Below are 25312 nucleotides of genomic sequence, written 5' to 3'. Positions count from 1 at the left end.
TCCTATGAAAAAAAGTTTGATATTCTACAATAAAACTGGGTTCATGACTTTACTACAAAGAGAAATCCATAGATTCATGAAGGTTTTTGTGCAGACCATTTTTGCTCCTTTACTCTCAAATGTACTATATTTAGGAATATTTGGGGGAATGCTGCAAACGAGAGAGGTTGGAATTGATGGGGTAAATTATCTTCATTTCCTTGTACCTGGTTTAGTCACCATGGGAGCCATTCTGGCTTCCTTCCAAAATCCGGCATTTTCTATTATTGTACAAAAGTTTCAGAGCACCATACAGGACTTGAATAGTTATCCCATTTCCGATACAGAAAAATCCTTGGCGTTTATCCTTGGAGGTACATTTAGAGGTTTGTTGGTAGGCACATTGACTTATGTAGCCACAGCTTTTTTTGTTGGATTTACAATACAGCAACCTGTGTTCTTCTTTATATCTCTTGCCATAACATCATTTATTTTTGCGTCCATTGGATTAATATCAGGTCTTTTGTTAGATAGTTTTGAGAAAATGAATTTCGTGTTGGCGTTGATTATTACACCACTGACCTACGTAGGTGGTGTATTCTTTGAAATAACAAAATTACCTGGGGTTTTATCAAACATTAGATTCATAAACCCTATATATCCACTTGTGAATATTACTAGATACACCTACATCGGCGCTCATGAGGGAAACCTATTTCTGCAAGCGGTGACCGCCGGCATGTTTCTCATTGGATTTTTCTTAACTGCAGTTTATATATTTAAAAAAGGCTTAGGAATTAAAATAGATTGATTCTAAAATCCCGATAAAAGAAGATGAGGTGCCATAGGGGAGGGGGAAACCCCTCCCTACTCTAGTGATGGAAGGAACATCTTGCTGAACTTACTTTTAGGAAGATAGAGAATCTCTCCCTTGTGACTCATGACTTTAAAATAAGCATTACTGATACCCAGTAGCTGCTCTCGACTGTTCTCCATATCCTCCAGGAAGGCGATATCGGAGAGGAAGACTTCTTGGGTAAATTCACCTAGGATAAAGGTGTTATAATCAGCACTCCAATAGTAAGAACGTGTAAAGGAATCACTGTCCTCTAACTGAAATTGATCCTTTGGGGGAAAATCCTGAGAATGTGTTGTATACTTTTTTAATGTAGTGGAAATATTGATCCGTAAGGTATCAATTGTGACATAATCGATAATGGTTTCTTCAATGGCTCGATACCATAAATCATCAGGGGCAGCGGGATCAAGCCACTCCTGCTTATAAATTTCATCATAATATAATGTTTTTTGCCAGACATTTTTAAACTCATGGGAGTCATGAAGGTAAACATGGATGAATTTTTCTTGAAAAAATGATCCGAATTGCTCCTCTAAGAGCTGTTCCACCACCATCATATGAAGGCCATCACTAGGATTCTCTATAAACTGAATATCCGTAACTGGTGCTAGGTTAGTGATGGCGCTGTGGAGGGTGTAGCCATTATTAGAAGCACTATAGATGGCAACGATGCCCCTATCCTTGGATAGAGTAAGGGCAATAATCACTTGCTCTATTTCTTGGGGGAGTACGGCTGCAGTATAGATGTCTATTTGGATATAATCCTTAAATTCTATCCACTTATCATACTGTAGGTCTATGAGCACTTGCTCAATAATTTTGATTTGATTTAAACGTTTCACCTCAGGGTCATCGCCATAATATAGATCTAACCATTCCTGTGAAATATCATTTGGGGTAATTGTATTGGAATGGAAGGTAGGGATAGAAGCAGGGGGCGTAATGAAGAACCCAAAAGTCCAAGAAGCAACAACAATGATACTCAGAATCAAAATCGCAATAAATATTTTTCCCATAGAATCACCTCATATCATGTATATGCAGTAAAGGGCAGTAAAAAAACCCTAAGGTAAACTTAGGGTTTCCAAATTTTTAATGAGCTTCCTTGGTTAATAGGTTGAGTCAACCAATACAGTATCCCATTCATATTGATCTGCGATGTCATTTGGCTCCAGTGTTAGGCCAAAGGGATCTACAGTAGCTGATAAGCTTGTACGAACAATGATATCGGCAATATTTTCCCAATCATTTCTAGTTAAACCGTTTAGATCATAGCCTTTGGAGAATTCAACACCGTGGGTTACTTCAAAAGGTTCTTCTAAGTCAATGTGTTCCTTGATATAGGTAAGAAAAGTGTATTCCTCTAGTGTGAGACGACTCACATTCACAAAATAAATGTATTCATCATGATAAGTGTATCGTACATTTTCTAAAATAACATCTTTATCTTTTAATGCAAGACCCTTTATACCATCATTGATTTCAGTAAACCAAAGGGGACGGGCAGCATCCTGGGAGAATTGCTTTTTTTTCTTTTTCTGCTTAACATATTCGTCTAATGAGATGACTTTTGACAAAGTACCCCTCCTTATAAAATGAGACCTAATTCAGATGAAATTGTGACATTCACTGAACTTTAGTGGGATTTATTTCGAAAATATAGTGATTATGCTCCTGTTTAAGAAAATAGGGATTTCAGCAATACATCGAATATAAACAATTTCAACATGTATTATCATACATGTTATTTGGCCTTTTTACAAGATTATAATACAATAAAAAATAAAAATTTCAGATAGCCTTGGCGTTGACAGGATATTTGCCCTATAATATGATAGCTAAAGAAGTAATAGGAGAAGGAGGAAATAAAATGATAGAATATGAATATCTGACAGATCAGATAGTTGTAGATATGTATGAAGAAATAGAGGAATCCAAAATAAAAATAGTTGAGAATCGATTTTTAGGAACGGTAGTAGAGAACCGGGATCAGTTTGTTGATTGGTTGGTTTATGATTATCAGTGGGGAGCTGGGGGGGCCTATGCCCGTGGTTATTTGACCTCTCATAGAGAAAAACTAACCGAAGAAGAACAAAAATATATCCAAAATGGATTGACCTCGTTTTTAGGGCTTTATGAAGTGACCCAAATGAATGATGATGAAGTGACTCTAAAAAATATCTTCACTTATGAAGACTTTAATATGGATAAGAAATGGTTCCAAGAAAATGTAGCGTTATACGCCTTGGTTGTTGCTAGAGTAGTGCACGGAGAAGGAAAACCACAGTTTTTGAATAACCGTGTTTTTGCATTACCTTATCAATATAAAAATATATTAGTAGGAGAAATTTTAGAGGTATTTGAATTAGCCAAGAAGTCTAAGCCGTACCTAACCTATGATTTATTCCTAAAAAGCTATCTTCCTGAAGTGATTGGAAAGGTAGATAAAATGGCTAACTATGGAGAAACCAAGGAAGGCCTCGACCTGTATCAAAGTATCTACATCATATTGGATGTCAAGCTGGTTCAAAAACTGTTTAGAGAAAGCTCCTTTGTTCAATTGGAAGATGACGATAGTGCTGAGCAAATCTTTTCAATTGTAGGAGAAGGAGAGGCACTGGCAGAGATCATTGTAAAGGGAAATCACATGGAAGTCGAATGTAATAGTGAAGAGGCTAGAAATCATATTAAAAGTCTATTAGAAGACTTGGCTAAGCCCCATCTTCAACATGTTAAAGACGAAATACTGTCTATAGATGATTTGTTGTAATCACAGGTTAAAAGAGCTTAATTAACCTAAGTTCGTTGGTCTAGTAGCATGCCAGCAGGGACACTGGGATCTGAAGTGCTATTATAGGAAGTCGCATGAGGAATACTTTGAACTTTAATATTTTTGAAAATAGTAAAAAGTGTTTTGATCAGACCGTTCTTATGATCAAACAAAAATAAAATATAGTCACTATTAAAGCTCAGGTTGTTCTGGAGAATAGATGGATTAAAGGAAAGCATATGATCGGATAAAATTGTGACCCCAATACGTGAGAGGGCCAGTTGGTGATCTGTTAATACGCCAACAATCAACGGGCTATAAGAGATGCCAAGCTTAGGTTCAAAGGCTAACAAGCTTTCATAAGCACCATTATATTTTTCCACTAAATCATGAACGAGCTGAGTTAATTCATCAAATTCAGGCAGTTCTTCATGGGCTTCAGCCTCTGAGAAACGTTTTAAAATATCTTCAAGGGCTTGCTGCTGGTCGTAGAACTTTCTATATTGATTGGCTAGGTCTTTAAAACGCTCATAAAACACACCTGTGTAAAGTAAAAAATTATCACTGGTAGTGGAAGTTTCGTTATGTGCCGGCTTAATGGGGGTGATGCGATCAATGGTAGATGCCCGGCTGGTGGTTGTTAGACGATCTACATACATGTTATGAATTCTATCTTTATTAACAGAAGAAACCCGGGATTTTGACATTTTACTACCTCCTTGCTTAACTTAGTTGTCTTACTCATCATATCGGCTAAAAGTAAAAAAAAAATGAATTTTTTTAAAAATGATAGAAGGAATACATCGACATTTGTCGAAAATAGAATAGTAAGATACCAACACACATCTTGATTAATCTATCATAGTAATGCCCTATTATGATAGAGGCAGATGGAGTCTAACGACTTCATCTGTTTTTTTAGTCTTTTTGAAGGGAAATTGTGTTTTTTCCTGGGTATTTGTTATAATGAGACCAGAAGTGGAAGGGAAGGATCCAAATGAAAAACTTTATAAAGGTCTGTAACCAGATGATTGATGAAATACAATTGATTCACCCCTTAGATGCAAATCAGATTATTCTTTGGATATACTTTAATATATACCTTTATGACGATGCTTCAATCACTCAAAGAGATGAGAGTAGGTCTATGTTTCTAGAGGCCCTAGGAGGGATATCAGAGTTTTCCTGCTATGAGGCTGTTTATGAGGCAATTCCACAGTTGTTGTATGACAAGCTACAATCCAGTATTTTAGAGAACTATATCCATGAAAAAATGGATGGAAATAATGAAAAGAAAGGGCTGTCCTTGAAAGCGCTAGAAATTATATATGAGGAGTCTGTGAAGGAGCCCATCAGAGAAGATACGGGAACCTATTATACACCTGAAGTCATTGTCCAGCATATGGTCTTAGAAGCGATCTGTGCTTACTTAAAAAAGGAGCACCCCCAGCTGAAGCTGGACCAGATCCTAAGGGAAATGATCATTAATGAAAGTTGTCCTTTGGCTGATGAAGAAGCGCAAGTTTTATTAGACAGCTTAGACCAAATCAAAGTCATTGACATTGCCTGTGGCGGTGGTGTTTTTTTGAGACAAGCCCTAGAGACTCTCTATCAATTAAAAAGCATATTATATAAGAGACGACAAGAGAAAAGAGATGCCTATACTTTAAAGAAGCAAATTTTACAAAAACAAATTTATGGTGTGGAAATTCAACAGGATACGGTGACCCTCTGCCGATTATTACTGCTTATGGAATTGGGTAAGTCTCATTGTGGTTCATCACAAAAGCTGACTACCTTGCAAATCACCGAAGGGGATGCACTTCGTTTAGACCTGCCAGAGGCGAGTTTTGATATTGTCATTGGCAATCCACCTTATTTAGGAGAAAGGGGAAACAAAGCACTTTTTCACGAAATGAAGCTGTTTGATTTTGGTAAAAAATATTATGAACGGAATATGGATTATTTTTACTTTTTCATTTATAAGGGCTATGAGCTCTTAAAGCCCGGTGGGTTCTTAAGCTTTATTACAACCAATTACTTTGTCACAGCAGATGGGGCAATGAAGCTGAGGGAATTTCTAAGGGGGCACTTTACCTTCAAATATATCGTCAACTATAATGAACTTTCACTGTTTCATTCAGCTAAAGGACAGCATAATATGAATTTTTTAGTGAAGAAGGAATCAAAAACCCATGAATCTATGGTATTAATCAGCTTTAACCAACGGAAAATAGAGGAAGCATCTATGAGGGATGCTCTTTTATATAAAAAGAAAATAGAAGGTGTATCTCAGCTGAGTTTAGCTGACCAAGAGGAAATATATGATCAAAGAGGACAGATTTTAATTCAGAGTACAGGAGAAGCCCTTCATATCCTAAAGGAAATTGAAAACAAGGCCAATTATTCCCTTGGGGATCTTTGTCATGTCAACCAAGGGATCGTCAGTGGGGCCGATCGATTGACAAAGCCATGGGCCCATAAACTAGGTATCGAGGAACAGGCTGGCGGGGGGATTTTTGTTTTAACACAGGAGGAAATTGAAGCCCTTCGGCTTGAAGAAGAAGTGAAAAGTAAATACATTCAACCCTTTTATAAAAATAGTCATGTGAAACCATACAGACCTTTGTTCCATCAATTCCTCTCTATTCTTTACATAACGGATGATAATTTAGCTGAAATAGAAAAGTATCCAAAGCTTTGCCAGCATTTAATGGGGTATCGTCCCCTCCTCCAAAGACGACGAGAAGTGGAGAAGGGATTAAGAAGGTGGTATGCATTACAATGGCCAAGAAGTCCACAAATATTTCAAGGGGAAAAAATCATCGCACCCCAGAGAGCCACCATGAATACCTTTGCCTATGTGGATGGGCCTTATCATGCCAGTGCAGACATTTATTACATTACATCTAAGGATGAAAGCTGTTCTTTATTTTATTTATTGGGAATATTAAACTCCAGCTTGATGTTCTATTGGTTGTTTTATCGTGGCAAAAGAAAGGGAGAGATGCTAGAGCTGTACGCAACCCCCTTAAAGAGTCTACCCATTTACTATGGTAGCAAGGAAGATGTTCGTGCCATTGAAAGAATGACAAAATCAATCTATCTTCAAAAAGATCAAGGAAATGATACTGGGGATATTGAGGCAGCCCTTGATGATCTTATCTTTGAATTATATGGATGTAGCATAGTTGAAAAACAGTTGATTATAAACTGGATGGATCGAAGGAGGAAAAAAGCATGATTTCAGTTGCATCTTATCCCATAACCCATTACTTAGAAAACCTAGCCTATTTAGAGAAAGTTGAGATTCCTGAGGAAGTAGCTCGAAAAACAAAGCTATTTTCAAAAGGCACACTGACAGCATACACAGCACCAAGCATAAAAAGCTTTGTCAATCTAGAAGTCAGGGGATGGTCTCTTTATCATTATGACTTTGGAATCGTATATCCAGAGAAGTCAAAGCGTTACCCCCTCTTCTTTTATCAAGTGATCATGGCCCCTAGGAGGGCTGTTGCCTTGGTATATTATGCTTTCCCTAAGGATGAGGAAGTCCTGGATAAAGAAGCATTAGAACCGTTATTTAAGCGTGATCAGGAGTATGCAGAAGAGCTCTTGGGAGCCTTCAAGCCCCAAAAATTTTTAATTGGTGATGTGATGGAAAATCATTTCAATGGGATCGTTCGAATGTCAGAAATTGACCATACCTATGAACAAATTACAGCATTATTTGCTCTATGGTATGAGGGCTTGCTCAAGCAAGAGGAAGTACCTGCATCTGAAGTAGAAGGGTACCAACAGTGGATAGCAGGGTTTAAAGAGACATTCTACCGTGAGGACTATGGTTTTACATCGACAAAAAGGTATTTAGGTCAAAAGTGGACCCGAGACGTCTTTGAAAATTATTTATTTGAAAAATAGGGTTCCTGATGAGACCAAATCTGCTGACCATCGCTCTGGATCACAATGGTCCCCTGTTGGTCAGTACGGTAATAAGAAATGGCCCTTTCCTGCAATCGCTGGAGCACCTCAGTGTGGGGGTGCCCATACAAATTGTTTCGTCCCGCCGATATGGCTACGATATCGGGGTTGACTATATCCAGGAAACCAGAGGTACTAGATGTATTGCTGCCATGATGAGGTGCCTTCAAAAACTGAGAGGCCAGAAAGCTTTTTTTATATTCTCGAATGAGGTCGGATTCCGCTTCTTTCTCAATATCCCCAGTAAAAAGAAAACTCATCTTACCATAGTCTAGTTTCATGACGATACTCCACAAATTTAGATTATCACCATAATCCTTAAGGGGTCCAATAAAATGTAGGGTAATACTGTCCTCTAAGGTTATGGAAAAAGCATCCTTCACTGGCTGGATAGGAAGCTGGTGTTGCTGAGCTTTCAAAAGAAAATTTTCATAGGTTTGACTTGTATGTGTTACAGGAGGAAGATACAACTTATTAATTTCAAAAGAGTCCATGACAGCTGATAATCCTCCAATATGATCCGCATGGGGATGGGTGGCAATTAATACATCTATTTTTTTTACCTTTTTTCGTTTTAAATAGGAAACAACCCGCTGGCCTTGAGTAGGGTCGCCACCATCAATGAGGATGGATTGCTGACTAGGAGTGGTGATCAGGATACTGTCACCCTGGCCAACATCGATGACATGAATTGTTAAGAGGTCATTTGGTTTCGGAATGACCCATGTGATGAGCATGTAAAGAAATAATAAAACTAAGGTCAGTATTGCAATACGTTTACATTGTTTTTCCAATTCAGTCACCCCTTGGTAAACTCCCTACGTTTCTATGATTTTCCTATAGTTCTATCATATAGAAAATTTTCCAAAAAGAAAAGCTTAATATAGACGGACAAGCTACACATGATTGGCCTATGTTTCAGATTACTAAAAGAAGTTCACTAACAAATCAAGTATCGTATCATAAAATAAGGTATAATAAAAAAGACATAAAATACCTTAATTAAGAAAGTGTGCTTCTGAAGGAGGCGTGAACATGAAATTAAATTTATTCTTTCCAACTAAAACTGAAAGAGTTAACTTTATTAAAAAACAATTTGAAGTAGATAAAGTGACAATTGCCAAACAAACCATTGTGTCGCCAACTGTCTCTGGCATAAAAAACATGAAGTTCAAAAGCAGCTACAAGACCATTCCAGGTTATTGGATTGAGTTTGAATTTCAGGACACATCAAATGGCCATATGCTCTATACCCAACTGAACAGTCAGGTAGATGAAAAACAACGAAACAATCGTGTGTTCTATCCCAAGGAACCCCTAAGGATACAGTTACTAGAAAAAGGATGGTTGGAAAAGTATCAGTTTATGAAAAAAGGTGCCATAGAAGACCAATGGAGATTGTTTTATCAAGAAATCAAGGCCCATATCAAATATGAGCGGTATGAAGTTGCTTATAGTGGATTGATTATTTTGCTAAAATATAATCCTTTTTTCTTGAAAAAATACAATAGACATGGCTTATTGGAAGGGCTGGCATATTCATTTGAAGAACAGGGAAATATGGGCAAGGCCATTAAATGTCTGAAAATGCAAAACATTTTGCGGCCCCATGATGTGGAGCCTTATTTGAATATGAGTAGTTTTTACATTATAAATGGCATGGAAGAAGAAGCAATTGAGAGTTGTCAAAAGGGCTTGGATAAACATCCAGATAATGAGTATTTGATTAGTAATCTGGTCATTGCTCTGAGTAATGTAGAAAGCTACGAATATGCCATTGATTTCTTGAGAAAGAAGCTTGAGAAGCAATCGGACAATACTTTTATATGGAAGCTTATGGGGGATGTATTGTATGAACTTGAGAATTATAAGGGAGCCATCGAAAGCTATAAAAGAGCATTAAAGGGAAAAGAAAAGCTGATTGAGGAATTTGAAATGGAAGTTTACAATGGAATCGCTGCTTGTTTTTATGAGCAGAAAGAATATAAGGAAGCGATTAAATACTTTAAAAAAGTGTTAACCTACCAAGAGGATGGATATGCACTTTTCACATTATCACAAATCTATTTATTTGAAGAAGCGGATTACAAAAAGGCCCTGTACTATACAAATCAGATGGTGGGCAAGGCGCCTGAAAATGGCTATGGACAATTTCAGTTGGGAATGATTTATTTAGAAACTGAAAGCTTAGAAAAGGCCAGATGGCACTTATACAAAGCGCGAAGAATGCTTCCACATTATAAACCTGTTCATGAAATGATAGATAGATTAAATAGGCTCCAAAGCAAATCTTCCTCCTAACTAAACAGAGAAAATTTTAAAAAAGGAGTGATTGATAATGAAACTAACGGTATTAGGCTGCTATGGTCCTTATCCTAAGGCCGGTGGTGCCTGTTCAGGGTACTTACTAGAGGATAAAGAGATTAAAATACTAGTCGATTGTGGGAATGGTGTCTTATCTAGGTTTTTTCAACACTGCCACGACATAAATGAATTAGACGCTATATTCATCAGTCATCTTCATCCGGATCATATGAGTGATTTAATGGTGATGAAATATGCCATTGGCATCGGTCAAATGCAAGGTAAGGTAAAACAATCCATTCCAATCTATTTACCATCTAGTCCTAAGGAGGATTATGATCGGATTCAATATAACGATGCCTTTGTACGACATATGATTGCAGAGGACACAGAGGTTAACATTAAAGGAATAAAGATTAATTTCAAGAAAACCAATCATCCCGTTGAATGCTACGGGATGTCCTTTGAAAAGAATGGCAAACGATTGGTTTACTCTGGAGACACAAAATATTTTCCGGAATTAGAAGTATTTGCCAAAAATTGTGATTTATTCTTATGTGAGGGGGGAATCTTAGAAAAAGACATAACTGAAAACACCCCCCATTTATCAGCAAAGCAGGCAGCAGAAATTGCATTAAATGCGAATTTAAAAAGAGTGGTATTAACACATTTTTGGCCTGAGACGAGACCCTACAACCTATATGCTGAAGCCAGGGAGGTATTTCCCAATATCTTAGAGCTTGCAGAAGAAGGAAAGGCTTACTTTATTTAAAAAATCATTGTTGTATGAACTGTTTACTCAAAGGGAAATAATAAGGATAGATAAAACCACAATAATGAAATAGTAGAAAGGTGGATGTCCATTGTTATCTGCAATATTTGAGCGAAGAGTTAAAATGGAAGAAGGTTATAAACTACATTTAGAAATACCGGAGAAAGAATACTTAAATGTTTACGAGGACGTCAATGAAAAAGCAGCATCGGAAATTTTGCAGCAATTTTTAGCATATCATCAGGATGACGGCAGAGTCGAAGAAATAAAGATTAAACATGATCGTAACAACCATACGGTGAATATTCATACCCACTTAAATTATTTAGGAAATGATCACACTGCTCAAGTGGGGATTCCCAATCATCTTAGGTATTATGAGTCTAAAAGAGAACATTAAGTAAATAAGGAAGCCTCATGTGGGCTTTCTTTTTTATCGGAAATTAAGAGGAGATCATGATCTTTTGTAGAAACTGATATCAGGATATATAATTAACGGAGGAGAGAGTGATGAAAAGACGCTTCTCTTATATACTGATATGTGTTGTGATAGGAATTGTGGTCGGATACGTAACTGGATATCATCTTAGTTTAAAAGGCGTAGGCCTCCTTTTTATTCTTTTGTTTTTGTATAATGTATTATTTGATCGGAATGAGACCATGGTTGTAGGGGTTCTATTTGTGCTCCTGGGAAGCTTTGTATACGGAAATGTGATGCTTTCAACTACAATTTTTAAGAACGCTGAAGTGGTCCCAGAGGTAATCGGTAGCATTACCCAACAACTTCGAAGCCAAAGGGGATTTGTAGAATATGAATTCAATCTTGAATATGTGATGGGTGGAGAAGGGCAGGTTGCAATTAATGAAAAAGCCCTTCTGCGGTTGACTCAGCCCATGGGACAAGCTTCTTATTACCAACCTGGAGATTGGATTAAACTAAGTCATATAAAGGTTAAAAATACCCTTGATGGTGAAAGCCTCCAGGGCTACGACTTTTATTTAAAGGGTAGGGGATATCAAAGTATAATTGAAACCAATGGCAATCAAACGATGAAATTACAAAGTCAGGACTGGAACTTAAGACAAACAAGTGATAAAATGAAAAAATCGGTGGAATATTATTTTGACGATTTATTAGCTGAAAAAAATAGTCGGTTAATAAAAAGTATTATTTTTGGAAACCAAGGCTACTTATCTAGAGAGGAACTAGACTTGTTTTCTAAGGCTGGTACAGCCCATATCATTGCTGTATCAGGACTACATGTGGGACTATTTGTGCTTCTCATCCAAGAGACCCTAAGGATTTTGGGTATGGGTAGAAATCAAACACTTTTAATTACCGCAATAATCATTTTGTTTTATGGATATCTGGTGAATTTTCCAGTATCCATTATTAGAGCTTCATCTATGTATTATCTTTATCTTTTAGCTTATTTTTTACGACGGAGATATGATAGTATCAATATGCTCTGTCTTGTGGCAGTGATCCTACTAATCATCAACCCACTACAGCTATTTTCTATTTCTTTTCAGCTATCATTTGTGGCAACCTTAAGTATTTTACTACTTTACAAACCAATATGTGATAGACTAGGGAGTCTGCCTAAAAAAGTGAAACAATTAATGGCCATTACCTTGGCGGCACAAATCGGAACAATCCCCATTATCGCATACCACTTTCAACAAGTATCTGTGGTCTCGTTATTAACAAACATAGCCATTGTACCTATATTAGCACCACTTCTAATTGTGGCACTCTGTGGCTTTGCAATTAGTTTTATTTCATTTGGTTTATCTCAACTGATTGCCTACTCGGTAAATGGGCTACTAAGCTATATTTTTTGGATAATGGAGGGGGCAAATCAAATCCCCTTCAGTAGTTTATCTACTGGAGCAATTGACATCTTCGTCATCCTTTGCTATTATCTAATCTTGACAGCAATTAGATTAAACCTGAGAAGGAAGGAAATATCATGAGTTATAAAGAAATCGTCGCTAGTATTAATAAAAATCAAATAGAAAACCTCTATCTACTCTACGGAGAAGAATCCTATTTAATGGAGAACATTGCCCAGAAGCTTAAAAAGAAGGTAGTCTCCTCAGGATTTGAAGAATTGAACTTCAGTTATTTTGAAGGGAAAGACATTACGGTGGAGAAACTCATTGATGCCTGTGAGACACTTCCTTTTATGGCAGAAGAAAAATTGGTACTGATTAAAAACTTCGATGCCTTTCAAGGAAAGCGAAAGTCTATTTCTGAGGTAGAGGAAGAAGAATTAATTCATTACATAGCTAAGTTACCAAGGACAACCTGCCTTGTCTTTTATGGGACAACCAGTGTAGATAGCCGAAAAAAGATTGTTAAGGCGGTCAAGAAGCATGGGAAGCACTATGAGTTTCAAAAACTTAAGGAGTTGGAACTTGAAAAATGGATTTCGAAAAAGTTAAAACAGGCTACAAAAACAATTGAGAGACGAGAGCTTTCTTTGTTAACTGCAAATTTAGATTATCTAGGAAGAAATACAAACCAAAGTTTGTATGATGTTGATAATGAAATCAATAAGCTGGTGGCTTTTATGGGAAAAGAAGAGCGAGTCATCCATACCCATATTGAAGCAATCATGACCAACAACCTTCAAAATGATATTTTCAAGCTGTTGGATGCAATTGGCAATCGGAATGGTCGTGAAGCCCTACGTAGGTTACACCAAATGGTGACAGAGGGAGAACCTATTATGAGGGTACTCTTTACCATGAGTAATCAGATCAAAAATATTTTATCTATTAAATTATTAGTTGAGGACGGCTACTCATCAAAGATGGCAGCAGATAAAATTAGCGTTCATCCCTATGTGGCTTCAAAATGTGAACAGCAAAGTAGAGGCTTTAGAATTGAAGCCTTGATTCGAATTATGCAAATGTCCTTGGAAATAGATAAGATGATTAAAACAGGTAGAATAGATGAGCGGATCGGGATTGAATTACTGGTTGTAGAAATGTGCAAGACTGAGTAGGTTAATATCAAATATCAAAAAAGCACAAAAGCGTACAATTTGTACGCTTCTTTTATGTGTAATCACTAAAACATGAGACACGGTCGCAGTGATAAAATTAAATTGCTTTGTTTAATCTGATTGCTAATCTAGAGATTTTTCTAGACGCGCTTGACTTATGAACAGTTCCCTTAGCAGCAGCTTGACTAAGCTTCTTTTCTACGAAAGTTAACTTTACCTTTGCTTCTTCTAAGTTACCAGCCTCTACAGCTTCTTCAAATCGTTTAATAGCAGTCTTTAATTGAGATTTGATCATTCTGTTTCTTGCAGTTTTCTTAGCGATTACTTTAATTCTCTTTTGTGCAGATTTAATATTTGCCAATGCATTTCACCCCCTTGCGTGGTCATTAACAGTGTAATTCTATCAGAAATAAATATAAAATGCAATAAAAAAGTTATATTTCATTTATTGACATCAAACAGTAAAACTATTCAGAAATTTTAATCCATTAATCATTTTAGAAATATATCTATAATTATGGCGAAATCAACAAATAATAGATGAAAATAGAGTAAAGAGGTGATTGGCATGTTTCAAGTTCGTACAGATTTAGCTTTAGAGGTAAGAGAATTATACCAAGAGGAAAAGCAACAAGAGATTCCAGGTGTTAAGGTAGACCAGGAAGAAGATACTGATGTATTGGTGACTCGTGTTGATGTAATGGATCAACAGGGTGCTGAAATTATGGGGAAGAAACAAGGGATGTATATCACCTTAGAAAGTCCTGGTCTGAGAAAAGCTGATGCAGATTTAAAAGATCATATCAGTCAAGTACTGGCTAAGGAGCTAAAGGCACTGTTGCCTGAACGAAAAAATCTCAAAGCCTTAGTGGTAGGACTGGGCAATTGGAATGTCACGCCAGATGCGCTAGGTCCTAAGGCGGTTGCTAAGATTCATGTGACAAGACATCTATTTAAAATGTATCAAAAGGAAAGCGATGATCATATGATAGAGGTGAGTGCCATTTCCCCTGGGGTGATGGGGACAACGGGGCTTGAAACTGGAGAAATTATTAAGGGAATCGTGGAGCATAGCAGACCTGATGTTGTGGTGGTGGTTGATGCCCTTGCCTCGAGGAAAATGGAACGTGTAAATGCAACGATCCAAATTTCAACAACTGGAATTAGTCCTGGATCAGGTGTGGGAAATAAACGCATGGCATTAGATGAAGAAAGTCTTGGGGTTCCTGTAATCGCAGTAGGAGTACCCACCGTAGTTGATGCAGCTACCCTAACCAATGACACCATTCAACTGGTGATTAAGGCTTTTTCAAAGCAAGCTCAGGCGGGCTCTGAATTTTATAGCATGCTGGAGAAGCTCAAGGAAGAAGAGAAATATGGATTGATTCGTGAAGTGTTGGAGCCTTATAATGCCAATGTCATGGTGACGCCAAAGGAAATTGATGATATCATTTTAGACCTTTCTCAGATTATTGCCAATGGGATCAATATTGCCCTACATCCGGGAATAGACCTAAAAGATGTCAATCGATACATTCATTAAACCCTGAAGATAAAATTAGATAACTTAAAATTAATGTTATAAAAGGGCCCTGCCTTTCATATGTATGGCTATATGAGGGATTTAATCTCCTCTGCCAAGGACATAAACAAAGGTGGGGCATTTAATGAAAAAAAACATAGTAAACCAGTACTATAATCTAATTGTTCTTGTCTTACTGGTGGCCATTTTGCTTACAACGGGGAATCTTATTTTAAACAGAGAGGTCTTAGCGGACTCCCAGGGTGTATATGAAAAAAATCAATTCTTTCTTAGATCAATTCAACAGGTTTTTCCTGCGCCGATAGAGGAATTGGAAATCAGTGTAAAAAGACAAGTGGAAAGATTTTATTCATCTTTTTTTAATGGCTTGTTTCAAGTGGATTTTAAAGATCCATTGACTTTTGTACAAGCTCAAATTCCAGTTGTGGCCTTGCATCGGGAAACAGTTATGGCTGGATCTATTCCTGTTGAAAAAATAGATCCTAAAGAGGTTGAGACTAAACCTGAAGAGGGTTCCCTAGGTGGGGATTTATATTTTGCAGATTACTATGAAGAAGACGATGTAATACAAGAGGATCATCTCCAAGAAACATCGGCTCAGCCTGAAATGGATGAGGACGATAAGGGGGAGAGACAAGAGGGTGTGTACTTAATTGATCAGCACAACATTATAGATAGTCTAGCGGGAGATTTAGAAGGTGCCTTAGCAGGACTCACAAGACCAGAGAAAATTAAATTTCAAGCAGGTAAGCCCGATATATTGATTTATCACGTCCATGGGACGGAGTCCTACAAACCAATATCTGAGGGGAACTATCATTCATTGCAGAGGGAATACACTGTCATCAAGGTTGCTGAAATCATGACTGAAGAGTTGGAAAAGAGAGGCTATCATGTGATTCATGATACAACATATCACGACTACCCCTCCTATAGTGGCTCTTATACACGGGGCCTCGCCACTGCACGGGGAATTTTAAAGGAGAACCCCTCGATTCAAGTGGTCTTAGATATCCATCGTGATGGCTATGATCACATTGAAACCAATCCAAATCGCCAACAACTCATTGCAAATAATCAGACAACTATTAATAATGAAACCACTACAAAGTTTCAGTTTGTCATTGGACCAGCCGCTGAAAATCGCCAGCGAGTTGAACGATTTGCTCACTTTGTCAATGCGGTCAGTGATCAAAAATACCCAGGACTTGCGAAACCGGTTTTAGTTAAACCCTATGGACAGTTTAATCAATTTTTAGTAGATCACTATGCCCTACTTGAGGTGGGAAGCAATGCCAATCATATTGATGAAGCAAAACGTACAGCTGTTTACTTAGCAGAGGTAATGGCAGACACTTTGGACTTATTGAAGGAATAAGCAGAGGGTTTAAAGGGAGTGTAAATTGTCAACACTCCAAATGGTGATGTAGATGAGCAGGATGGAGAAAAAGAAAAATGACAAGAAAAGAAGACACCAGCTCAAGGGATACATTTTTTTGCAAATCATATTGCTTGTGCTAGGGCTTATATTTACTGACTATGCCCTAAGAGATATGACTGGATTTGCAGAGGGAAGACTGATTGGGTATGAGCAAAGGTCAGCCCATTATGTGATTGCATTATTTGGTAGTGAAGTCAGCATTGAGAAAGAATACGTTGGTGAAAAAGTGGAATATGTACAAAGCTTTATAGATGAGGGAATTCAATATATGAGGCAAAGGATGAATAACAATGGAGATTGAAGGGTTTAAAAAAATGTCGGGTGGGTTTCCGACATTTTTTTTGAATATAAAAATCAATCTCTACCCACTATAAAGATATTATGATATAATTGATGAGATTATGGTAAATTGAAGGAGGAATATATATGCCAAGTGATAGACAACGGAAAATACGGAATTTCTCCATTATTGCACATATTGATCATGGGAAATCTACCTTGGCTGACCGTTTGATTGAACGTACTGGTCTCATTTCACAAAGGGAAATGCAGGCACAAGTATTAGACAATATGGAGTTAGAGAGAGAACGTGGCATTACTATTAAGCTACAGTCGATTCGTCTGATTTACAAAGCAAAAGATGGACAAGACTACTATTTAAACTTGATAGACACCCCGGGACACGTAGACTTTACATATGAGGTATCAAGGAGCTTAGCAGCCTGCGAAGGTGCCATTTTAGTTGTAGATGCAGCCCAAGGAATCGAAGCACAAACCATGGCAAATGTTTATTTAGCCCTAGAGCAAAATTTAGAAATCATACCCGTCATTAATAAAATAGATCTGCCTAGCGCTAGACCCGACGAAATTAAGCGAGAAATAGAAGATATTATTGGTCTTGATGCCAGCGAAGCTCCATTGATTTCTGCAAAGGATGGTCTCAATATTGATGACGTCCTAGAGGCTATTGTCAAAAACATACCGCCACCAACGGAAGATGAAGAGGCTCCACTGAAGGCCCTAGTATTTGATTCTTATTATGATAACTATAAGGGTGTGGTTGCCTATACTCGGGTAGTAGAAGGCACTGTCAAAAAGGGTATGAAAATCAGAATGATGGCCACTAAGAAAGAGTTTGAAGTCACCGAGGTGGGTGTGTACTCACCGGGCCCTATTCAACTAGACCAGTTAAGTGCAGGAGATGTTGGATATATCGCTGCCAGCATTAAGGATGTACGCTATTGTCGTGTGGGAGATACCATTACAGATGCCCTGAATCCAACGGAACATTCACTGCCGGGCTATCGGAAGGTGACACCCATGGTATACTGTGGTGTTTACCCTGCAGAGGGAGAAAAATATGAAGACGTACGTGATGCATTAGATAGACTTCAGGTGAATGATGCAGCCTTAGTCTTTGAAGCAGAAACATCTGCAGCCCTAGGATTTGGTTTCCGTTGTGGCTTTTTAGGACTGCTTCATATGGAAATTATTCAGGAACGATTAGAGCGAGAGTTTAATCTAGATCTTGTGACAACCGCCCCCAGTGTAATTTATCGTGTGACAAAGACCAATGGAGAGGTTGTGATGATTCAAAATCCTGCTAATCTACCAGTGACACAAGAAATTTCAGTGATAGAAGAACCCATTGTAAAGGCAACCATTATGGTGCCTAGTGAATATGCAGGAATCGTGATTGAGCTTTGTCAGGACCGTCGTGGCGAGATGAAGGGAATGGATTATATTGAAGAGACAAGGGTAAATCTTCACTATGAGCTCCCTTTAAATGAAGTGATTTATGATTTCTTTGATGCATTGAAGTCCAAGACTAAGGGATATGGATCCTTAGATTATGAAATGAAGGGGTACAAACCCTCAACCCTTGTTAAATTGGATATTTTAATTAATAGTGAACAGGTGGATGCATTATCCTTTATTGTGCATGAGTCTAAAGCCTATGCCCGTGGTAAGGGAATGTGTGAAAAGCTCAAGGATGAAATACCAAGACATCAATTCCCTGTGCCACTACAAGCCTCAATTGGAACGAAAATAATTGCTAGAGAAACCATCAGAGCCCTAAGAAAAGACGTTTTAGCCAAATGTTACGGTGGAGACATTAGTCGTAAGAAAAAACTACTAGAAAAGCAAAAAAAGGGTAAAAAACGAATGAGACAGGTCGGCAGTGTCGAAGTGCCTCAAAAAGCCTTTATGTCGGTGTTGAAGCTAGACACCTAGATTATTTACTTTAAATCACACAAACTAGTAACCGATGGCTTTGGCTATGTTACTAGTTTTGTTTACGGTAGGGGCGGGGTTGTCCCGTCCGAATTTAATGAAAATGAATATAAAAGAAGGTGAAACTATGAAAGAAATAGGACTTTACATCCATATTCCCTTTTGTGAAAAGAAGTGTTATTACTGTGATTTCACTTCCTTTAGTGGGGAAAAACATTTGATTGGGCCCTATGTAGAAGCATTAAAGCAGGAAGTGTTGTTATATAAAGAAGCCTTAACAGGATATGAAATCAAAACCATTTTCTTTGGTGGTGGAACGCCTTCAATACTATCTGGAGAAGCCATGGCAGAATTGATGGAATGGATTAGGCGACATGTTGAGATTGATACTAAGGCAGAGATTTCCATGGAAGCCAACCCTGGACTTTTATCTAAGGACAAATTACATAGGTATTATGATAGTGGGATTAATCGCTTAAGTATCGGACTGCAAGCCTGTCAGGATCACCTGCTAAAATCCCTAGGCAGAATCCACACCTATGGGGACTTCATTCAAAATCTAGCAGATGCCCGTGGGGTGGGATTTTCTAATATCAATGTAGATATGATGTTTGCCTTGCCTAATCAAAGCATGAATGAATGGAAAGCTTCTTTAACGGAAATAATTGATTTAGGGGTACCACATCTTTCGACCTATGGTCTGATTATTGAAGAGGGGACGTCTTTCAATCAATGGGTGGAGGATAAAAAGATCAAAACCCTAGATGAGGAACTAGAACTAGCTATGTTCCATGAAACAATCAGGATATTAAAATCAAAGGGCTATACTCATTATGAAATTTCGAATTTTTCTAAACCAGAATATGAATGTCGGCATAATCAAATTTATTGGCGTAATCGTCCTTATTTAGGCCTGGGAGTGGGGGCACATTCATATTTTGAAAAAATGCGTTTTTCCAATACATCTCATATTGGTATCTATATTAATAAGATTAATATAGGGGAAAAACCCTTGGACACCCAGGAGCTAATCACTCGAAATGATGAAATCAGCGAAACGATGTTTTTGGGACTGAGGCTCCTAGAGGGTGTTTCCATCAATGACTTTACCGAGCGCTTTCAATCCTCTGTTTTTGATGTCTATGGAGACGTGATCAATAAGTTAATTTCCCAGGGACTTTTAACGATAAAGGGTGATCGCATTCGGTTGAGCCAAAGAGGCGTGGATTTATCTAATATCGTTTTTGCAGAAATGCTGCTAGAATAAGAGGCAATATTAGCGATGATATCCATTATAAATGTGGATCCTATGCTCAAAGATAAAATTGTGGTAAAATCTCAACAAAGCTATTGACAAATGACAAATGAAATGATACTTTATAGTCAGAATAGTTAGCACTCGACTTGATAGAGTGCTAATAATCTGGGGTGGTATGATGCAACTAAATGAAAGAAAACTAAAAATATTACAGGCGATCATACAAGACTATATTTATACAGCAGAGCCTGTGGGCTCTAGAAGCCTATCGAAAAAGTATGATCTTCAAGTCAGCCCAGCGACCATACGGAATGAAATGGCTGATTTAGAGGATATGGGGTACCTGATCCAGCCGTATACATCTGCTGGTAGGATTCCATCCGATAAAGGCTATCGTTTGTATGTGGATCATTTGCTCCAGCTAGAAAAAAACATGGTGATTCAACGAGATCAGATTAGAAGTGATCTTCTTAATCGTTTTGGGGAAATCGAGCAGCTATTACAATATAGCTCCAAGATTTTATCTCAACTGACTAATTATACAACCATTGCTTTGGCGCCTCAAATCAAGGAAGTTAGGTTGAAGCATATTCAATTGATACCAATGGATGAGCATCATCTTCTGGGAATTATCATAACCGATACAGGACTCATTAAAAAGACGGTATTACAAGTGCCGGAAGGGTTAGATGCTGAGGCAATTAGTAAGATTTCAGAGGTCATCAACGGAAGGCTTCAGGGAGTTGCCATTAAAGGGATTCCAGGAGAATTCACTGAGGAATTTACACATGAATTAGAACAATTAAGCCATGGTTTTGATTCAGTGATTCCTAAGATGTTCCAAACATTAGAAGAGCTAGATAAAATTGAACTTTTCTTGCATGGTACCACAAATATATTTAACTTTCCTGAATTTAATGATATTTTTAAGGCCAAATCATTTTTATCAATGCTTGAGGAAAAAGAGCTAATTAGTCAACTGATTCTATCCTCTAGTCATAAGGGAATGAATGCCACCATTGGAAGTGAAAATATTTATAAAGAAGCTAAAGAATACAGCTTAGTGACAGCAACCTATAAGATTGATGAAGACGTCATTGGATTTGTTAGTATTATTGGCCCAACAAGAATGGATTATTCCAATGTGATGAGTACCATGGGCCAGGTCAATAAATATATTAATGAAGTGCTAAAAGGTAAATACAAGTAATGAGGGGTGCGAAGTGCGCAAGCATTTTGCACTGTCTCTTTGTTTTATCTTCGAGGTAAGCTAAGACTTCATAATAATTAAGTCTCGGTTTATACATAGGAGCACCCTAAAATAAAAATAGAAATGACAAAAGGTAGGTGGATTTTTTGAATCATGAAGAGAAAGAAATGAAGGATCAGGATACAACCGCCTCCGCTGAAACCGAAGTGAGGGAAACTGCCGAAAGTGATTTAGAGGCTGTCCTTGATGAAATGAAGGAAGAAACAGAAAATGCACAAGAGGAATCAGTGGAAAGTGTTGCAGGATTAAAGACAAAGCTAGAGGCAAAGCAAAAAGAAAGTGAAGATTATTTAAATCGCTTACAAAGGTTACAAGCAGATTTTGCAAACCATAAAAAGCGTGTTGAAAAGGAAAAGAATGATATTTATTTATACGCCAATGAAAAACTTGCATTAAGTCTATTAGATAGTGTGAACAACCTTGAAAAGGCCTTGGCGTGCGATGTAGATGGGGAGCAAAACAAGGGCTTATGTGATGGGATGGAGCTGGTACTTAAGCAGCTTAAAGATTCCCTTGAGAAACATGGTGTTGTTGAAATTGAAGCCCTGGGTAAGCCATTTGATATGAATTTACATCATGCAATTATGAAGGAAGAGTCAGATGCTCCGACCGATGAAATCATTGAGGTTTTCCAAAAGGGATATATGATCCATAGCAAGGTCTTAAGGCCTGCCATGGTGAAAGTAGCTCAGTGAATAATAAAATAAATATAAAAATATGATAGATTTTAAAGGAGGAAGTAAACATGGGTAAAGTTATAGGAATCGATTTAGGAACCACCAACTCATGTGTGGCAGTTTTAGAAGGCGGAGAACCAGTGGTTATTCCAAATTCTGAAGGGAACCGAACCACACCATCAGTTGTTGCATTTGGTAAGGATGGAGAAAGAATTGTAGGGGAGCCTGCAAAAAGACAAGCAGTTGTGAACCCAGAAAAAACAATTATCTCAATTAAAACACATATGGGGTCAGATCATAAAGTAGCCATTGACGATAAAAATTATACGCCAGAGGATATTTCTGCAATGATTTTACAAAAAATCAAAGCCGATGCAGAGGCCTATTTAGGAGAAGCGGTGACAGATGCTGTTATCACGGTTCCGGCTTATTTTACAGATAGCCAAAGACAAGCAACAAAGGATGCAGGTAAAATTGCTGGATTAAATGTAAGAAGAATTATCAACGAGCCAACAGCAGCTTCATTAGCCTATGGACTAGACAAAACTGATGAGCACCAAAAAATTCTTGTCTATGACCTTGGTGGTGGTACGTTTGACGTATCAATCCTTGAACTAGGAGATGGTGTTTTCGAGGTACTAGCCACAAATGGAAACAACAATCTTGGTGGAGATGACTTTGACCAAGCCCTAATGGATTACATTGCTGAAGCATTTAAGAAGCAAGAGGGTATTGATTTAAGAAAAGATAAAATGTCTCTACAAAGATTAAAAGAAGCATCTGAAAAAGCCAAGCAAGAATTGTCTAGTACAATGACATCAAGCATTAACCTGCCTTTCATTACAGCAACCAATGAAGGACCTAAGCATTTAAATATGGATATAACAAGATCTAAGTTTGATGAAATTACTTCTCACTTAGTTGAAAAAACCATGGGACCTATGAGAAGTGCATTAAAGGATGCTGGATTATCAGCTTCAGATATTAACAAAATTATCTTAGTTGGAGGATCAACTCGTATTCCTGCAGTACAACAGGCAGTTAAGAAGATCACAAACCAAGATCCCCATAAGGGTGTGAATCCAGATGAGTGTGTGGCGGTAGGAGCAGCAATCCAAGCAGGAGTCTTAACAGGTGAAGTGAAGGATGTATTACTACTAGATGTGACACCACTATCCTTAGGAATTGAAACCCTAGGTGGCGTATTTACAAGATTAATTGAAAGAAATACAACGATTCCATCAAAGAAAAGCCAAACATTCTCAACCGCTGCAGACAATCAACCGGCAGTAGACATTCATGTGCTACAAGGTGAGCGTGAAATGGCAGCAGGCAACGTAAGCCTAGGAAGATTCGAATTATCTGGAATACCACCAGCACATAGAGGTATACCGCAAATTGAGGTAACCTTTGATATTGATGCCAATGGGATTGTCAATGTTTCGGCCAAGGATTTAGGAACTGGTAAAGAGCAAAAAATTACAATAACAGCTTCTACAAAGCTTTCCGATGAAGAAATAGAGAAGAAAATCAAGGAAGCTGAAGAGCATGCTGAAGAAGATAAGATGCAAAAAGAAAAGATTGAAGTGCGTAACCAGGCAGACTCCTTAGTTTACCAAATCGAAAAAACCTTAAAGGAATCAGAGGGTAAAATCGATAAGGAAGAAGAAGGAAAAGTGACTGCTGAATTAGAAAAGTTGAAAAAAGCCGTGGAATCTGATATTGTAGAGGATATGAAAAAAGCAATTGAAGATGTGAATACTGTATTCCATGCAATTTCACAAAAGTTATATGAGCAAGCAGCCCAAGCACAAGAAGCTGAAGGACAAGAACAAGCTGGAGACGACAATATTGTGGATGCTGAATATGAAGAAGTTAAAGATGAAGAAACCCAAGGTGAAGACGAAAAATAATGAATAATAGAGGACGCCCAAGGGTGTCCTCGAATTTAGTCATTAGCAATATATGAGGAAAAAGGTGGTGAGCAGGTGAGTAAAAGAGATTATTACGAAATATTGGGAGTTAGTAAGGATGTAGATGAACAAGAGCTTAAGCGTGCTTATCGTAAGCAAGCAATGAAATATCATCCCGATCGAAACCCCGATGACCCAGAGGCAGAAAGTAAATTTAAAGAAGCAAACGAAGCCTATGAAATATTGAGTTCACCGGAGAAAAAGGCCCGATATGATCAATATGGCCACGCTGGTGTCAATGGAAATGGTGGCGGACCTCAAGGCTTTGGCGGCGGAGGTGGCTTTGAAGATATTTTCGGAGATATTTTTGATATGTTTGGTGGCGGAGGTGGATTCTCATCCGGTAGAAGAAGAAGTGGTCCCCAAAGAGGTTCAGACATTCAATATGAAATGTCTATTACCTTTGAAGAAGCGGCATTTGGAGCAGAGAAGACCGTTGAGTTTTATAAGCAAGATAATTGTGGTACCTGTCATGGATCTGGTGCAAAGCCTGGAACAGATGCCAAGTCATGTAGTCATTGTAATGGAACAGGAGAAGTGCGTTATGCCCAAAGAACACCCCTAGGTCAAATTGTTAATGTTCGACCTTGCGAACACTGTCATGGGGAAGGTAAAATAGTAGAAGAACCATGTACAGCATGTAGTGGGAAAGGGAAAGTTAAAAAGCATAAAAAGATAAAGGTGAAAGTCCCTGCCGGCGTTGACACTGGTTCTGCCATTCCATTAAGGGGAGAAGGCGAACCAGGAACCAAGGGAGGTCCTTATGGAGACCTTTATGTTGTTCTCAGAGTATTGCCTCATAGACTGTTTGTTAGAGATGGGTATGATGTGATCTGTGAAATGCCGATTACATTTGTGCAAGCAACCCTAGGTGATGAACTTGAAGTACCAACCTTAGAAGGTAAAGTAAAGTACAAGATTGCAGAAGGTACTCAAAGTGGTACTGTGTTTAGATTGAAAAACAAAGGGATTGTTCATCCTAAGGGATATGGTAAGGGCGATCAGTATGTAAAGGTAATTATTGAGGTACCGAAGAAACTATCAGACAAACAAAAAGAAATGCTCAAGCAGTTTGCAGCAGCAAGTGGTGAAGATATCCACGAGCAAAGAAGGTCCTTTTTTGAAAAAGTAAAGGATGCTTTTAGTAGCTAAAATCACTCTACTAGCTAGAGTGATTTTCTTTATGTGATGTGGGTTAGCATAATGAAAATCTTAATGGAATTTCTATATTCTTGA

23 protein-coding genes are annotated in these 25312 nt (G+C 37.9%); 18 read left to right on the top strand and 5 right to left on the bottom strand.

Annotation, left to right across the window (positions count from 1 at the left end):
* Positions 1–4 precede the first annotated feature (4 nt).
* Positions 5–790 (top strand): ABC transporter permease, encoded by a 786-nt coding sequence (locus tag AMET_RS15100; protein ID WP_012064175.1) that lies wholly within the window; start codon positions 5–7, stop codon positions 788–790.
* A gap of 56 nt (positions 791–846) precedes the next feature.
* Here the strand turns inward: AMET_RS15100 and AMET_RS15095 are convergent, their stop codons facing one another.
* Together AMET_RS15095 and AMET_RS15090 are read right to left on the bottom strand one after the other, a co-directional pair.
* Complete coding sequence (locus AMET_RS15095; protein ID WP_012064174.1) at positions 847–1854, bottom strand: hypothetical protein; 1008 nt, start codon at positions 1852–1854, stop codon at positions 847–849.
* Between the two features lie 93 nt (positions 1855–1947).
* The gene (locus AMET_RS15090; RefSeq protein WP_012064173.1) at positions 1948–2415 is read right to left on the bottom strand and encodes a hypothetical protein; all 468 of its coding nucleotides are present in this window, start codon (positions 2413–2415) and stop codon (positions 1948–1950) included.
* 293 nt (positions 2416–2708) lie between these two features.
* Between AMET_RS15090 and AMET_RS15085 the strand changes: the two genes are divergently transcribed.
* Positions 2709–3608, top strand: coding sequence for a hypothetical protein (locus AMET_RS15085; RefSeq protein WP_041720879.1), 900 nt, complete (start codon positions 2709–2711; stop codon positions 3606–3608).
* Positions 3609–3634: 26 nt separating this feature from the next.
* Here the strand turns inward: AMET_RS15085 and AMET_RS15080 are convergent, their stop codons facing one another.
* Positions 3635–4315: a hypothetical protein gene (locus AMET_RS15080; RefSeq protein WP_012064171.1), complete on the bottom strand. Its 681-nt coding sequence runs from the start codon at positions 4313–4315 to the stop codon at positions 3635–3637.
* 290 nt (positions 4316–4605) lie between these two features.
* Between AMET_RS15080 and AMET_RS15075 the strand changes: the two genes are divergently transcribed.
* Positions 4606–6852 carry an Eco57I restriction-modification methylase domain-containing protein gene (locus tag AMET_RS15075; RefSeq protein WP_012064170.1) on the top strand — a complete coding sequence of 749 codons (2247 nt, stop codon included), beginning with the start codon at positions 4606–4608 and terminating at the stop codon, positions 6850–6852.
* On the top strand, positions 6849–7529 hold the full coding sequence (locus AMET_RS15070; RefSeq protein WP_012064169.1) for a hypothetical protein: 681 nt from the start codon (positions 6849–6851) through the stop codon (positions 7527–7529). The genes AMET_RS15075 and AMET_RS15070 overlap by 4 nt, the downstream gene beginning before the upstream one ends.
* Here the strand turns inward: AMET_RS15070 and AMET_RS15065 are convergent.
* Positions 7511–8383: a ComEC/Rec2 family competence protein gene (locus AMET_RS15065; RefSeq protein ID WP_049765278.1), complete on the bottom strand. Its 873-nt coding sequence runs from the start codon at positions 8381–8383 to the stop codon at positions 7511–7513. The genes AMET_RS15070 and AMET_RS15065 overlap by 19 nt on opposite strands.
* A gap of 241 nt (positions 8384–8624) precedes the next feature.
* Between AMET_RS15065 and AMET_RS15060 the strand changes: the two genes are divergently transcribed.
* From AMET_RS15060 to holA, 5 genes are all read left to right on the top strand, one after another.
* Complete coding sequence (locus AMET_RS15060) at positions 8625–9890, top strand: tetratricopeptide repeat protein (RefSeq protein ID WP_012064167.1); 1266 nt, start codon at positions 8625–8627, stop codon at positions 9888–9890.
* 37 nt (positions 9891–9927) lie between these two features.
* Positions 9928–10665, top strand: coding sequence for an MBL fold metallo-hydrolase (locus tag AMET_RS15055; RefSeq protein WP_012064166.1), 738 nt, complete (start codon positions 9928–9930; stop codon positions 10663–10665).
* A gap of 91 nt (positions 10666–10756) precedes the next feature.
* The gene (locus AMET_RS15050; RefSeq protein WP_012064165.1) at positions 10757–11065 is read left to right on the top strand and encodes a hypothetical protein; all 309 of its coding nucleotides are present in this window, start codon (positions 10757–10759) and stop codon (positions 11063–11065) included.
* A 110-nt stretch (positions 11066–11175) separates the two neighbouring features.
* Positions 11176–12642: a ComEC/Rec2 family competence protein gene (locus AMET_RS15045; protein ID WP_012064164.1), complete on the top strand. Its 1467-nt coding sequence runs from the start codon at positions 11176–11178 to the stop codon at positions 12640–12642.
* Positions 12639–13679 (top strand): DNA polymerase III subunit delta, encoded by a 1041-nt coding sequence (gene holA, locus AMET_RS15040; protein ID WP_012064163.1) that lies wholly within the window; start codon positions 12639–12641, stop codon positions 13677–13679. Before AMET_RS15045 ends, holA begins: the two co-directional genes overlap by 4 nt.
* Positions 13680–13776: 97 nt before the next feature.
* On the opposite strand, the gene rpsT is transcribed toward holA, so the two are convergent.
* Positions 13777–14040 (bottom strand): 30S ribosomal protein S20, encoded by a 264-nt coding sequence (rpsT, locus tag AMET_RS15035; protein ID WP_012064162.1) that lies wholly within the window; start codon positions 14038–14040, stop codon positions 13777–13779.
* Positions 14041–14247: 207 nt separating this feature from the next.
* On the opposite strand from rpsT, the gene gpr reads away from it, so the two are divergent.
* From gpr to dnaJ, 9 genes are all read left to right on the top strand, one after another.
* A complete protein-coding gene (gene gpr, locus AMET_RS15030) occupies positions 14248–15222 on the top strand; it encodes a GPR endopeptidase (RefSeq protein WP_012064161.1) in 975 nt (324 codons plus the stop codon).
* Positions 15223–15346: 124 nt separating this feature from the next.
* Positions 15347–16600, top strand: a complete 1254-nt coding sequence (spoIIP, locus tag AMET_RS24420; RefSeq protein WP_012064160.1) for a stage II sporulation protein P — start codon at positions 15347–15349, stop codon at positions 16598–16600.
* Between the two features lie 52 nt (positions 16601–16652).
* Complete coding sequence (locus AMET_RS15020; protein WP_012064159.1) at positions 16653–16964, top strand: hypothetical protein; 312 nt, start codon at positions 16653–16655, stop codon at positions 16962–16964.
* 125 nt (positions 16965–17089) lie between these two features.
* The gene (gene lepA / locus AMET_RS15015; protein WP_012064158.1) at positions 17090–18898 is read left to right on the top strand and encodes a translation elongation factor 4; all 1809 of its coding nucleotides are present in this window, start codon (positions 17090–17092) and stop codon (positions 18896–18898) included.
* Positions 18899–18995: 97 nt separating this feature from the next.
* Entirely contained in the window at positions 18996–20165 is a 1170-nt protein-coding gene (gene hemW / locus AMET_RS15010; protein ID WP_242661303.1) for a radical SAM family heme chaperone HemW, read from the top strand.
* Between the two features lie 166 nt (positions 20166–20331).
* Positions 20332–21366, top strand: a complete 1035-nt coding sequence (gene hrcA / locus AMET_RS15005; protein WP_242661300.1) for a heat-inducible transcriptional repressor HrcA — start codon at positions 20332–20334, stop codon at positions 21364–21366.
* Between the two features lie 146 nt (positions 21367–21512).
* Positions 21513–22121 (top strand): nucleotide exchange factor GrpE, encoded by a 609-nt coding sequence (grpE, locus tag AMET_RS15000; RefSeq protein ID WP_012064155.1) that lies wholly within the window; start codon positions 21513–21515, stop codon positions 22119–22121.
* A gap of 50 nt (positions 22122–22171) precedes the next feature.
* Positions 22172–24016, top strand: coding sequence for a molecular chaperone DnaK (gene dnaK, locus AMET_RS14995; RefSeq protein ID WP_012064154.1), 1845 nt, complete (start codon positions 22172–22174; stop codon positions 24014–24016).
* Between the two features lie 75 nt (positions 24017–24091).
* The gene (gene dnaJ, locus AMET_RS14990) at positions 24092–25228 is read left to right on the top strand and encodes a molecular chaperone DnaJ (protein WP_012064153.1); all 1137 of its coding nucleotides are present in this window, start codon (positions 24092–24094) and stop codon (positions 25226–25228) included.
* The last annotated feature ends 84 nt before the right edge of the window (positions 25229–25312 follow it).

Source organism: Alkaliphilus metalliredigens QYMF (genome assembly GCF_000016985.1).
Taxonomy (GTDB): Bacteria; Bacillota; Clostridia; order Peptostreptococcales; family Natronincolaceae; genus Alkaliphilus_A; species Alkaliphilus_A metalliredigens.
Note: the sequence above shows the minus strand (reverse complement) of the source record. Positions and strands in the feature narration are given on the sequence as shown.